Raw genomic sequence first — 13,015 nt, 5'->3', positions numbered from 1 at the left:
AAACGGGTAACGCAGGTTGACCGACAACGCATGGCTTACGCCATAATCAGGAAATCTAACTATGTGTGGAATTGTTGGCGCAGTTGCGCAGCGTGATATTGCTGAAATCCTTCTCGAAGGCTTACGTCGTCTCGAATACCGTGGCTATGACTCTGCCGGTCTGGCAGTAGTCGACAGTGAAGGGCATATGACCCGCCTGCGTCGTCTCGGTAAAGTCCAGATGCTCTCTCAGGCAGCGGAAGAGCATCCGCTGCATGGCGGAACCGGTATTGCCCATACCCGTTGGGCGACGCACGGTGAACCGTCTGAAGGCAACGCTCACCCGCATGTCTCTGAACATATCGTGGTGGTGCATAACGGCATTATTGAGAACCACGAGCCGCTGCGCGAAGAGTTAAGATCGCGCGGCTATGAATTTGTCTCCGAAACCGATACCGAAGTGATCGCTCACCTGGTGCACTGGGAGCTGGCAAAAGGCGGCTCGCTGCGTGATGCCGTTCTGCGCACTATCCCGCAGCTGCGCGGCGCGTACGGTACGGTTATCATGGATACCCGCGATCCGAGCACCCTGCTGGCCGCCCGCTCCGGTAGCCCGCTGGTTATCGGTCTTGGCATGGGCGAAAACTTCATCGCCTCTGACCAGCTGGCTCTGCTGCCGGTGACCCGCCGCTTTATCTTCCTCGAAGAGGGTGACATTGCGGAAGTGACCCGCCGTAGCGTCGTGGTGTATGACCGTGAAGGTCAGGAAGTGAAGCGCCCGGACATCGAATCTAATCTGCAATATGACGCAGGCGATAAGGGTATCTACCGCCACTACATGCAGAAAGAGATCTACGAGCAGCCGAACGCCATTAAAAACACCCTGATCGGGCGTATCAGCCACGGTGAGATCGATCTCAGCGAGCTGGGCGAGAAAGCCAACGAGATGCTCTCTCAGGTTGAGCATATCCAGATCATCGCCTGCGGTACCTCCTACAACTCCGGGATGGTGTCACGCTACTGGTTTGAATCGCTGGCCGGTATCCCGTGCGATGTGGAAATCGCCTCTGAATTCCGCTATCGCAAATCCGCCGTGCGCCGCAACAGCCTGATGATCACCCTCTCCCAGTCTGGTGAGACGGCGGACACCCTGGCCGCGCTGCGCCTCTCCAAAGAGCTGGGCTACCTCGGTTCGCTGGCGATCTGTAACGTGCCTGGCTCCTCGCTGGTACGTGAATCCGATCTGGCGCTGATGACCAACGCTGGCACAGAGATCGGTGTGGCGTCGACCAAAGCCTTCACCACCCAGCTCACCGTGCTGCTGATGCTGGTGGCGAAGCTGAGCCGCCTGAAGGGTCTGGATGCCTCTATCGAGCAGGATATCGTGCATGGCCTGCAGGCGCTGCCGAATCGTATCGAGCAGATGCTCTCCCAGGACAAACGTATTGAAGCGCTGGCAGAGGACTTCTCTGAGAAGCACCACGCCCTCTTCCTGGGCCGTGGCGATCAGTACCCTATCGCTCTTGAAGGCGCGCTGAAGCTGAAAGAGATCTCCTACATCCACGCGGAAGCCTACGCCGCAGGCGAGCTGAAACACGGCCCGCTGGCGCTGATTGATGCCGATATGCCGGTTATCGTTGTGGCACCTAACAACGAACTGCTGGAAAAACTGAAGTCCAACATCGAAGAAGTTCGCGCCCGTAGCGGCGTGCTCTATGTCTTCGCCGGTCAGGATTCCGGTTTCACCAGCAGCGATAACATGCACATTATCGAGCTGCCGCACGTGGAAGAGGTGATTGCGCCGATCTTCTACACCGTGCCGCTGCAGCTGCTGGCCTACCACGTCGCGCTGATCAAAGGCACCGACGTTGACCAGCCGCGTAACCTCGCGAAATCTGTAACCGTAGAGTAATGTTCCTCTTACGTCCCGTCGCTACTGGCGGGACGTCTCTCCTCGTTGTGCTATTTTTAAACAATCCATAGACCATTTTCGGTCAAATAAGCGCCTGTCATAAAAATGTCATAATACGTACATTTAACTGTCACCTGGTTGTCCTATTTTGCATATCGTAGAAACCAAACAACGATTTACAATCCCTCAGGAGACATTATGAAAGTCATGCGTACCACTGTCGCTACTGTTGTCGCCGCGACCTTATCCCTGAGCGCTTTCGCTGTTAGCGCAGCGGCAAGCCTGACCGGCGCGGGTGCAACTTTCCCAGCGCCAGTGTATGCCAAATGGGCGGATACCTATCAGAAAGCGACCGGTAGCAAAGTTAACTACCAGGGTATCGGCTCCTCCGGCGGCGTGAAGCAGATCACTGCTAACACCGTGGATTTTGGCGCGTCTGACGCTCCGCTGTCTGATGAGAAACTGAATCAGGAAGGCCTGTTCCAGTTCCCGACCGTTATCGGTGGCGTGGTGCTGGCGGTTAACCTGCCGGGCGTGAAATCCGGTGAGCTGGTGCTGGACGGTAAAACGCTGGGTGACATCTACCTGGGCAAAATCAAAAAATGGGATGACGAAGCGATCGCTAAGCTCAACCCAGGCATGAAGCTGCCTTCACAGAATATCGCCGTAGTGCGTCGCGCTGATGGCTCCGGTACCTCCTTCGTCTTCACCAGCTACCTGGCGAAAGTAAACGAAGAGTGGAAATCAAAAATTGGCTCTGGCTCTACCGTGAACTGGCCGACCGGCCTGGGCGGCAAAGGTAACGACGGTATCGCCGCGTTCGTACAGCGCCTGCCTGGCTCTATCGGCTACGTAGAGTACGCCTACGCTAAGCAGAACAACCTGGCCTACACCAGGCTGGTCTCTGCCGATGGCAAACCGGTTTCTCCGACTGAAGAGAGCTTCTCTAACGCCGCGAAAGGCGTGGACTGGAGCAAAACCTTCGCTCAGGACCTGACTAACCAGAAGGGTGATAACGCGTGGCCGATCACCTCTACCACCTTCATCCTGATCCATAAAGAGCAGAAGAAACCTGAGCAGGGCGCTGAAGTGCTGAAGTTCTTTGACTGGGCCTACAAAGACGGCGCGAAACAGGCTAACGATCTGGATTACGCAACTCTGCCGGACAGCGTGGTTGAGCAGGTTCGTGCCGCATGGAAAACGAATGTGAAAGACAGCAGCGGTAAAGCGCTGTACTAACAGGATCTTTTTGACGAAGATGGCGGGAGGCGTAGGCTTCCCGCCCTACGGATAAAAACTGTAGGCCCGGTAAGCGTTCGCGCCACCGGGCAAATTCGTAAGACGTACATAACAGAAGAGTAATTTATGGCTGCAACCAAGCCTGCTTTTAACCCACCGGGTAAACAAGGTGACATGATCTTCGGCGCGCTGGTCAAACTGGCTGCGCTGATTGTGCTATTGCTGCTTGGCGGCATCATCGTCTCCCTGATTGTCTCCTCCTGGCCAAGCATCCAGAAATTTGGTTTCTCTTTCCTGTGGACCAAAGAGTGGGACGCCCCGAACGATATCTACGGTGCGCTGGTGCCGATCTACGGTACGCTGGTGACCTCCTTTATTGCGCTGCTGATCGCCGTCCCGGTGAGTTTCGGTATCGCACTGTTCCTGACGGAGCTGGCTCCCGGCTGGCTGAAGCGTCCGCTGGGTATCGCTATTGAGCTGCTCGCTGCTATCCCCAGTATCGTTTACGGCATGTGGGGGCTGTTTATCTTCGCTCCGCTGTTCGCCACCTATTTCCAGGAGCCGGTGGGCAACGTGCTCTCTACCATTCCGTTTGTGGGCGCGCTCTTCTCCGGCCCGGCGTTTGGTATCGGTATCCTCGCTGCGGGTATTATTCTCGCCATTATGATCATTCCGTACATCGCCTCGGTGATGCGCGACGTGTTTGAACAAACCCCGGTGATGATGAAAGAGTCAGCCTACGGCATCGGCTGCACCACCTGGGAGGTGATCTGGCGCATCGTGCTGCCGTTCACCAAAAATGGCGTGATCGGCGGGGTCATGCTTGGCCTGGGCCGCGCGCTGGGTGAAACCATGGCGGTGACCTTTATCATCGGTAACACCTACCAGCTCGACAGCGCCTCGCTCTATATGCCGGGTAACAGCATCACCTCTGCACTGGCTAACGAATTCGCTGAAGCGGAGTCCGGGCTGCACGTTGCCGCGCTGATGGAGCTGGGGCTGATCCTGTTTGTGATCACCTTTATCGTGCTGGCGATTTCGAAAGTGATGATCCTGCGTCTGGCGAAAAACGAGGGGGCACGCTGATGGCTACGCTCGAAATGCAAACCACGACGGCGCTGGCCGAGTCGCGCCGTAAAATGCAGGCGCGTCGCCGCATGAAAAACCGTCTCGCGCTGACGCTGTCGATGGCAACCATGGCGTTTGGCCTCTTCTGGCTGGTCTGGATCCTTTTCTCCACCGTGACGCGCGGTATCGACGGCATGTCGCTGGCGCTGTTCACCGAGATGACGCCGCCGCCGAACACCGCGGGCGGTGGGCTGGCAAACGCCCTGGCGGGCAGCGGCCTGCTGATCCTCTGGGCGACCGTATTTGGTACGCCGCTCGGTATTATGGCGGGCATCTACCTTGCCGAGTACGGGCGTAAATCCTGGCTGGCCGAGGTGATCCGCTTCATCAACGATATTCTGCTCTCTGCCCCCTCTATCGTGGTGGGCCTGTTTGTCTACACCATCGTGGTGGCGCAGATGGAGCACTTCTCCGGCTGGGCAGGCGTGATTGCACTGGCGCTGCTGCAGGTACCGATCGTTATCCGCACCACCGAGAACATGCTGAAGCTGGTTCCGGACAGCCTGCGTGAAGCCGCCTATGCGCTGGGCACGCCGAAATGGAAGATGATCTCTGCGATTACGCTGAAGGCCTCTATCTCCGGCATCCTGACCGGCGTGCTGCTGGCTGTGGCACGTATCGCTGGCGAAACCGCGCCGCTGCTCTTCACCTCCCTCTCCAACCAGTTCTGGAGCACGGATATGATGCAGCCTATCGCGAACCTGCCGGTCACCATATTTAAGTTTGCCATGAGCCCGTTTGCCGAGTGGCAACAGCTGGCCTGGGCTGGCGTATTGATTATCACCCTGTGCGTGCTGCTGCTGAACATCCTGGCTCGCGTCATCTTCGCGAAGAAGAACGGTTAAATTTTGCGGCGTGGCTCCGGCCGCGCCCAGTTGAGGAAAAGAGTAAATGAGTATGGTTGACACCACCTCCGGCAAGATTCAGGTTCGCGATTTGAACTTCTACTACGGGAAGTTCCACGCCCTGAAAAACATCAACCTGGATATTGCCAAGAATCAGGTAACGGCGTTTATCGGCCCGTCAGGCTGCGGTAAATCCACCCTGCTGCGTACTTTTAACAAAATGTACTCCCTCTATCCAGAGCAGCGCGCCGAGGGTGAAATTTTGCTGGATGGCGAGAACATTCTCACCCACAGCCAGGATATCGCTCTGCTGCGTGCCAAGGTGGGGATGGTGTTCCAGAAGCCAACGCCGTTCCCGATGTCTATCTATGACAACATCGCCTTCGGCGTGCGCCTGTTTGAAAAGCTCTCTCGCACCGATATGGACGAGCGCGTGCAGTGGGCGTTGACCAAGGCCGCACTCTGGAACGAAACCAAAGATAAACTGCACCAGAGCGGGTACTCTCTCTCCGGTGGTCAGCAGCAGCGTCTGTGCATTGCGCGCGGTATTGCCATTCGCCCGGAAGTGCTGCTGTTAGATGAGCCGTGTTCAGCCCTCGACCCTATCTCTACCGGGCGTATTGAAGAGCTGATCACCGAGCTGAAGCAGGATTACACCGTGGTGATCGTGACCCACAACATGCAGCAGGCTGCACGTTGCTCCGACCATACGGCCTTTATGTATCTGGGCGAGTTGATTGAGTTCAGCAACACGGACGATCTGTTCACCAAGCCCGCGAAGAAACAAACAGAAGACTATATCACCGGCCGTTACGGTTGATCGGGAGAGCACCGTGGATAACTTAAATCTTAATAAACATATCTCCGGCCAGTTTAACGCTGAGCTAGAGAGCATTCGCACCCAGGTGATGACCATGGGTGGGATGGTAGAGCAGCAGCTCTCTGACGCGATCACCGCCATGCACAACCAGGACAGCGAGCTGGCCAAGCGCGTTGTTGCCGGTGACCATCAGGTCAACATGATGGAAGTGGCGATCGACGAGGCCTGCGTGCGGATTATCGCTAAGCGTCAGCCGACGGCGAGCGACCTGCGTCTGGTGATGGCGATCATCAAAACCATCGCCGAGCTGGAGCGCATCGGTGACGTCGCGGATAAAATCTGCCGCACCGCGCTGGAGAAGTTCTCCCAGCAGCACCAGCCGCTGCTGGTGAGCCTGGAGTCGCTGGGCCGCCACACGGTGCAGATGCTGCACGACGTGCTGGATGCCTTTGCCCGTATGGATCTTGATGAAGCGGTGCGTATCTACCGTGAAGACAAGAAGGTGGATCAGGAGTACGAAGGTATCGTGCGCCAGCTGATGACCTACATGATGGAAGACTCACGTACCATCCCAAGCGTGCTGACCGCGCTGTTCTGCGCCCGCTCTATCGAGCGTATCGGTGACCGCTGCCAGAACATCTGCGAATACATCTTCTACTTCGTGAAGGGGCAGGATTTCCGCCACGTAGGCGGCGACGAGCTGGACAAGCTGCTTGCCGGGAAAGATCCGAAAGAGTAATTCGCTGTAAAATGCCCGGTGGCGCTGCGCTTACCGGGCCTACATGACTACCGCGTGACGTCCCAGCCACGCGCTTTCCACAACGCCGGCAGCTGCGCCAGATCGGTAAAGGTGGTCACCTTCGGGTGATCGATCGGCTTGTTGTGCGGATCGGCGCAGAAGTAGAACACCTCCATCCCGGCATCAATCCCTGACTGCGCCCCTGCTGCAGAGTCATCCACCAGAATGCACTTTGTCGGATCGACGTCCAGCGCGCTGGCGGCATGGAACATTAGGGCCGGATCCGGCTTCCAGCGCTGAATATCGTAGCCGCTGAACAGCAGATCGGGGAAATAGTGCAGCATCCCGAGCTTGCCAAGCGAGTGCTGCATTTTGCTCACCGGACCGTTTGACACCACGCACATTGGTACGCTGACGGATGCCAGCAGCGCATCTGCCCCGGCAATCATCTCCAGCTCGGCATCGAACAGGCGTGCGACCTCGGCGCGGTAGATCGGCTCCAGCTCTGCTTTTTCCAGGGTTACCCCGTGCTCGGCGTTGATAATGTCGATAATTTCGTAGAGCTTAACGCCCTTAAAGCGTTTAAAAATCTCCGCCAGATCGAGCGTAATACCAAACTGCGCGAACATATGCACGTACGCGCGGGAACAGATCACCTCGCTGTCGACCAGCGTGCCATCACAGTCGAAAAAAATCGCTTCTATTTGGGACATGCCGTTTCCTGTTTTATTACAAGTTTAACGTTTACTTGCGGCAGATTCCTCCGCGCAATCGATGCCGTATAAGCAAACGCAATGAAAAAAAGTGTGTGATAACCGTCAATATTGTCGCATTTTGGTATAGGATAGCGACGAATTTTCCTTCCCTGTTCGGAAATAGATAATGAGCCAACAACACACTACCCAGGCCGCGGGCCAGGGGTTGCTCGACCGCGTGTTTAAACTGCGCGAGCATGGCACCACGGCACGCACCGAGGTGATCGCCGGTTTTACCACCTTCCTGACGATGGTGTATATCGTCTTTGTTAACCCACAGATTCTGGGTGTTGCTGGCATGGATACCAGCGCGGTATTCGTTACCACCTGTCTGATCGCCGCCTTTGGCAGCATTCTGATGGGGCTATTCGCTAACCTGCCGGTAGCGCTTGCGCCTGCGATGGGTCTGAACGCCTTCTTCGCCTTTGTGGTCGTTGGCGCAATGGGCCTGCCGTGGCAGGTCGGAATGGGGGCCATCTTCTGGGGCGCTATTGGCCTGCTGCTGCTGACCATCTTCCGCGTCCGCTACTGGATGATTGCTAACATCCCGGTGAGCCTGCGCGTTGGCATCACCAGCGGTATCGGTCTGTTCATCGGCATGATGGGTTTGAAAAACGCTGGCGTGATCGTGGCGAACCCGGAGACGCTGGTGACCATCGGCAACCTGACCTCTCACAGCGTGCTGCTGGGCGTGCTGGGCTTCTTTATCATCGCCATTCTGGCCTCGCGTAACGTCCACGCGGCGGTGCTGGTCTCCATCGTGGTGACCACCCTGCTGGGCTGGTGGCTGGGCGATGTGCACTACAGCGGGATTATCTCCGCGCCGCCGAGCGTGACCAGCGTTGTCGGCCACGTTGATCTCGCCGGCTCGTTTAACCTTGGCCTCGCAGGCGTGATCTTCTCGTTTATGCTGGTCAACCTGTTCGACTCCTCCGGAACCCTGATTGGCGTCACCGATAAGGCCGGTCTGGCAGATGAGAAGGGTAAGTTCCCACGTATGAAGCAGGCCCTGTTTGTCGACAGCGTCTCCTCTGTCGCGGGCTCCTTTATCGGCACCTCGTCGGTCACTGCCTATATCGAATCCTCTTCCGGCGTCTCCGTCGGCGGGCGCACCGGCCTCACCGCCGTCGTGGTAGGCGTGCTGTTCCTGCTGGTGATTTTCCTGTCGCCGCTGGCCGGGATGGTACCGCCGTATGCCGCTGCGGGTGCGCTGATCTACGTTGGCGTGCTGATGACCTCCAGCCTCTCCCGCGTGAAGTGGGACGATCTGACCGAAGCCGTGCCGGCGTTTATCACCGCCGTGATGATGCCGTTCAGCTTCTCGATTACCGAAGGCATTGCGCTGGGCTTCATCTCCTACTGCATCATGAAGATTGGGACCGGACGCTTCCGCGACCTTAGCCCTTGCGTGATCATTGTTGCGCTGCTGTTTGTGTTGAAGATTGTGTTTATCGACGCGCATTAACAGCGAAAAACAGGCCCGGCAGGCTCTTGGCTGCCGGGCTTTTTTTATGCCCTGACTTTCTTGATGTAATCACCAAACGCCGTCAGCTGGCCGGTCAGATGGTCCAGAGTGCTCTGATCGATAACCTCGCCCGTCTGCGGATCCACCTTGTTCTGGATCACCCCGCCCATAAACTCCGGCTTGTTCATCACCATCGCGTCGAGGAACACCAGAATCTGTCGCAGATGATACTGGCAGCGCGCGCCGCCGATAGCGCCCATTGAGCTGGTCTGGATCAGCACCGGCTTACCGGCCAGCGGCTGCGCGGGCAGGCGTGACAGCCAGTCAATGGCGTTCTTCAGGCCGCCCGGTACGGAGTAGTTATATTCCGGCGTCACAATCACCACGCCGTCAGCGTTGCGGATCTGTTCGGCAATGGCCTCAACGCTCTGCGGGAAACCCTCTTCCTGCTGGATATCGGCATCGTACAGCGGGATATCGGCGATGGTCGGCAGCGGCGCAACCGTCATGCCTTCCGGCGCGATTTTCGGCAGCGTACGGGCCACCATTGCATTGAATGAGCCTTTACGCAGGCTGCCAAGTAACGTAACGACGTGCAGTGAATCAGACATCTTTACTCCTTACCGGTAAATGTAGTGAAGCGAGTTACGCAGGCAGGCTGGTAAAACGCATCAGGCGGGTAGCGGGATTGTTCGCTCGGGTTTGAATATCTGACAGGCCGCGCCACCCCCGCTTCGTATCAAACTCCCAAATCTTGAGGCTTTCAATGGCGGGCGAAACCGCCACGGACCAGATTAGCACGTCCTCTGCGTCGCAGAGCACCTCAATCGGTGCAACCTGCGCTGCACGCAGCTTGCCGGAGCCTGGCAGCAGCTGCAGAAAGCCTGGCGCGTCCTGCGTCTGCCCGGCCATTTTCAGCACGCTCTGCCGCAGGGTCACGATCTGCGACTGGGCCTCGTTGGGATCGCTCTGGTTGTTGATCCACAGCCTTTCGTTGCTGGAAAAAACCCGTGGTTCCTGAGCGTGAGGGCTGTGAAAACCCCGCGTCGCTCGCTGTAACGCCATATTCAGACCGCACAGGCCGCTGGTGGCGATGGCGACGCCGACCATGTTTCCGACATAGGCCAATGAAAAATGGGGCAGGCTGCGATCGGCAAAGACCGGGCGGCCATTGGACTGGATGATGATTTCAGGCAGCTCGCTTAACCCGTAGAGCATAAATACCAGCTCGGCGAGCAGGGCGCGGGAAGCTAAGTAGCGGGTACGGTGGTGTTCCGGCAGCGCCCGGGCCCGATCGTGACAGGACGAGGGCAGGCGGACAGAGACCAGCTGTCCATCGGTAAGGATCCCTCTTGCAAAATGTGTCGCCATTTTTCACTCCATGATAATGGTTAGCCCGCTCGCAACGGTAGAAGCAGTATGTCGTATTGTGTGCAGGTTTTAACACGGATAAAAGGGGGTAAAAAGCACTCTGCGGGACTTTTACAATTCATGTGATAAATAGAAGGAAGGAGGAGAGGATCGTCATCCATTGCAGCTGAATATTGAGGCGTGCGTCGAGCTCCACTATGTAGCCGCAAGAAGCTGTGTTTCTGTTCCTGGCGAGAAAGAAGTGAAGATACGGGGTAAACGCGCATCAGAACCGTTGTTACGGCTTAAGCAACCTCTACCGGTACTCCTTTCATGCTGCTTTTCATTTTTAAAAAATAAAAAATGAGGGGAGAGCAATTATACAAAATATAAATTGGTAAGTGTTCACTTATATTTTTTATCGCAAGGTTTAGAGGGAACGCAATTTTAAATTTATTCGTGTAGGTAAAATTAAAAATAATCTTCCAGGATAAAAACGCATAAAAATAATTGTCATTGAAAATTAATCGGTCGTACAATGCGATTAAATAGATATCTTAAGAGGTTTTTATGGCTTTCATGTCTTTATCTACAATGGCCGCAAAAAGCGGCCGGGTGGTACAAAGTAACTACGTTACTGTTACCCAGCGCAGACGCACTGCTGGCTCTGTTGAACTAGGATTCAGAATTAGTCGGGGTGCAATGGACACCACAGGAATCGAGATAGGCGATCGTGTTGATATCCTTTACGATAATGAATCATCTGTGTGGATGATAAAGGCTGTTCTGGAGGGGGGCTTTGGCGTTGCAGGGCAGAAGAATAAATCAGGTGAATATTCATCGTGTGTAATCAGAATCACGTACAGGCCAGGATTTCCTCGTTTGTCTGACGATGGTGATATATCTGTAAAACAATTCTCACAGGACTCAGAAACTAAGATGGGGACAGGAAGGATCATTTTCAAACTCGGTGATGAATAGCGCGATAACGAAGCAAGGTGGAGGGCAACTTCACCGTAATGTTATGATGGGGCTTATGGGTTTAAGTTTTCTTATCATGCGTAAATCATTTAAAGTGCTTGGTAGTGTCACTATTTTTGCTGCCGCAGCGCTGGCCTATGTCTGGCCTTATATCGTAATGGAGTTCGCCGGGAGCGCACACTATAACGCCCGATCTTCTAAAAGAAATACCACGGATTTCTCCCCGTTATGACTTCGACTTTGCCAATATCACCGGTCCGGCATCATGGACAGCCCTAAGGCGCTATTAGTTTCGGTTATCTATAACTCCTAATCCATGTATGCCGTCTTTTTATACTCGGCGGCGCTCCGCGTACACGGGGTTGGGGTCTGGCAGGTTTGGTAGGCCGGGCAAGCGGAGCGCCGCCCGGCGTTTAGCACTTACTTCCCGATACAGAAGCTTGAGAAGATCCGTCCTAACAGGTCGTCGGAGGTAAATTCGCCGGTGATCTCGCTCAGGCTCTGCTGGGCGAGGCGCAGCTCTTCCGCCAGCAGCTCGCCTGCCCACGCGCCGAGCAGCTGGGCTTTGCCCTGCTGCAGGTGCTCTGCCGCCAGCTCCAGCGCCTGCAGATGGCGGCGACGGGCCAGGAAGCCACCCTCCATCTGCGTATCAAAGCCCATGCTCTGCTTAAGATGGTTACGCAGCACGTCCATGCCTTCGCCGGTGTAGGCGGAGAGGCGGACAAGTGAGTGACCATTCACCTCGCTGAGCCCCAGCGTTTCGCCGGTCAGATCGGCTTTATTACGTACCACGGTGATCGGCAGCTTCGCGGGCAGGCGGGCGATAAAGTCCGGCCAGATATCGACCGGATCTACGGCGTCGGTGGTGGTGCCATCGACCATAAACAGTACCCGGTCGGCCTGCTCAATCTCCTGCCAGGCGCGCTCAATGCCGATGCGCTCGACTTCGTCGCTGGCATCGCGCAGCCCGGCAGTATCGATGATATGCAGCGGCATGCCGTCGATATGGATATGCTCGCGCAGCACGTCACGGGTGGTGCCGGCAATATCGGTCACGATAGCCGCCTCGCGCCCGGCCAGGGCGTTCAGCAGGCTCGATTTCCCGGCGTTCGGGCGACCGGCGATGACCACCTTCATCCCTTCACGCAGCAGGCTGCCCTGGCGCGCTTCCGCCCGTACGGCATCGAGATCGGCCATCACACCGTTAAGCTGCGCTTCGATTTTGCCATCGGAGAGGAAGTCGATCTCCTCGTCGGGAAAATCAATCGCGGCCTCTACGTAGATCCGCAGGTGAGTGAGTGCTTCCACCAGATGATTAACACGGGCAGAGAAGGCGCCCTGAAGCGAGTTCAGCGCCGAGCGTGCGGCCTGTTCCGAGCTGGCGTCGATCAGGTCGGCAATCGCTTCGGCCTGGGCCAGGTCCAGCTTGTCGTTGAGAAACGCGCGCTCGGAAAACTCGCCAGGGCGGGCGATGCGCAGGCCGGGCAGGGTCAGGATACGCTTTAACAGCAGGTCAAGGATCACCGGCCCGCCGTGTCCCTGCAGCTCCAGTACGTCTTCGCCGGTAAAGGAGTTCGGGCCGGGGAACCACAGGGCGATGCCCTGATCCAGCGCCGTGCCGTCCGCGTCGTTAAACGGCAGGTAGTCGGCGTAGCGCGGTTTCGGCAGCTTGCCCAGCACGGCCTGCGCGACGTCGCGGGCCTTGTGACCAGAGATACGCAGAATGCCCACACCACCGCGTCCCGGTGGGGTTGCCTGGGCGACGATAGTGTCGTTATGGCTCATGATATGTCTCTATTGTT

At 56.6% G+C, this 13,015-nt stretch carries 12 protein-coding genes; 8 read left to right on the top strand and 4 right to left on the bottom strand.

Annotation, left to right across the window (positions count from 1 at the left end):
• Positions 1–61 precede the first annotated feature (61 nt).
• The 6 genes from glmS to phoU all read left to right on the top strand — a co-directional run bounded on the left by glmS (position 62) and on the right by phoU (position 6,662).
• Entirely contained in the window at positions 62–1,891 is a 1,830-nt protein-coding gene (glmS, locus tag WFN61_RS18735) for a glutamine--fructose-6-phosphate transaminase (isomerizing) (protein WP_313575368.1), read from the top strand.
• A 198-nt stretch (positions 1,892–2,089) separates the two neighbouring features.
• A complete protein-coding gene (pstS, locus tag WFN61_RS18730; protein WP_257758854.1) occupies positions 2,090–3,130 on the top strand; it encodes a phosphate ABC transporter substrate-binding protein PstS in 1,041 nt (346 codons plus the stop codon).
• 126 nt (positions 3,131–3,256) lie between these two features.
• Positions 3,257–4,216, top strand: a complete 960-nt coding sequence (pstC, locus tag WFN61_RS18725; protein WP_144818264.1) for a phosphate ABC transporter permease PstC — start codon at positions 3,257–3,259, stop codon at positions 4,214–4,216.
• A complete protein-coding gene (gene pstA, locus WFN61_RS18720; protein WP_144818265.1) occupies positions 4,216–5,103 on the top strand; it encodes a phosphate ABC transporter permease PstA in 888 nt (295 codons plus the stop codon). Before pstC ends, pstA begins: the two co-directional genes overlap by 1 nt.
• A 46-nt stretch (positions 5,104–5,149) precedes the next feature.
• Positions 5,150–5,923 (top strand): phosphate ABC transporter ATP-binding protein PstB, encoded by a 774-nt coding sequence (pstB, locus tag WFN61_RS18715; RefSeq protein WP_144818266.1) that lies wholly within the window; start codon positions 5,150–5,152, stop codon positions 5,921–5,923.
• 13 nt (positions 5,924–5,936) lie between these two features.
• Positions 5,937–6,662 (top strand): phosphate signaling complex protein PhoU, encoded by a 726-nt coding sequence (phoU, locus tag WFN61_RS18710; protein WP_042393573.1) that lies wholly within the window; start codon positions 5,937–5,939, stop codon positions 6,660–6,662.
• 47 nt (positions 6,663–6,709) lie between these two features.
• Here phoU and yieH read toward each other — a convergent pair whose 3' ends face one another.
• Positions 6,710–7,375: a 6-phosphogluconate phosphatase gene (gene yieH / locus WFN61_RS18705; protein ID WP_144818267.1), complete on the bottom strand. Its 666-nt coding sequence runs from the start codon at positions 7,373–7,375 to the stop codon at positions 6,710–6,712.
• A gap of 169 nt (positions 7,376–7,544) precedes the next feature.
• Between yieH and WFN61_RS18700 the strand changes: the two genes are divergently transcribed.
• Positions 7,545–8,882 carry an NCS2 family permease gene (locus tag WFN61_RS18700; RefSeq protein ID WP_257758853.1) on the top strand — a complete coding sequence of 446 codons (1,338 nt, stop codon included), beginning with the start codon at positions 7,545–7,547 and terminating at the stop codon, positions 8,880–8,882.
• A gap of 44 nt (positions 8,883–8,926) precedes the next feature.
• Here WFN61_RS18700 and WFN61_RS18695 read toward each other — a convergent pair whose 3' ends face one another.
• Together WFN61_RS18695 and WFN61_RS18690 are read right to left on the bottom strand one after the other, a co-directional pair.
• On the bottom strand, positions 8,927–9,493 hold the full coding sequence (locus WFN61_RS18695; protein WP_042393482.1) for an NADPH-dependent FMN reductase: 567 nt from the start codon (positions 9,491–9,493) through the stop codon (positions 8,927–8,929).
• Positions 9,494–9,527: 34 nt separating this feature from the next.
• On the bottom strand, positions 9,528–10,253 hold the full coding sequence (locus WFN61_RS18690; RefSeq protein WP_312178412.1) for a 4'-phosphopantetheinyl transferase family protein: 726 nt from the start codon (positions 10,251–10,253) through the stop codon (positions 9,528–9,530).
• Positions 10,254–10,802: 549 nt separating this feature from the next.
• On the opposite strand from WFN61_RS18690, the gene WFN61_RS18685 reads away from it, so the two are divergent.
• The gene (locus tag WFN61_RS18685; protein WP_257758851.1) at positions 10,803–11,213 is read left to right on the top strand and encodes a hypothetical protein; all 411 of its coding nucleotides are present in this window, start codon (positions 10,803–10,805) and stop codon (positions 11,211–11,213) included.
• A gap of 420 nt (positions 11,214–11,633) precedes the next feature.
• On the opposite strand, the gene mnmE is transcribed toward WFN61_RS18685, so the two are convergent.
• Complete coding sequence (mnmE, locus tag WFN61_RS18680) at positions 11,634–12,998, bottom strand: tRNA uridine-5-carboxymethylaminomethyl(34) synthesis GTPase MnmE (protein ID WP_337039078.1); 1,365 nt, start codon at positions 12,996–12,998, stop codon at positions 11,634–11,636.
• Positions 12,999–13,015: the final 17 nt, after the last annotated feature.

The organism is Pseudescherichia sp. AS216 (assembly GCF_037152055.1).
Taxonomy (GTDB): domain Bacteria; phylum Pseudomonadota; class Gammaproteobacteria; order Enterobacterales; family Enterobacteriaceae; genus Pseudescherichia.
The sequence above is the reverse complement of the archived record's forward strand: the minus strand, read 5'-3'. Positions and strand labels throughout refer to the sequence as shown.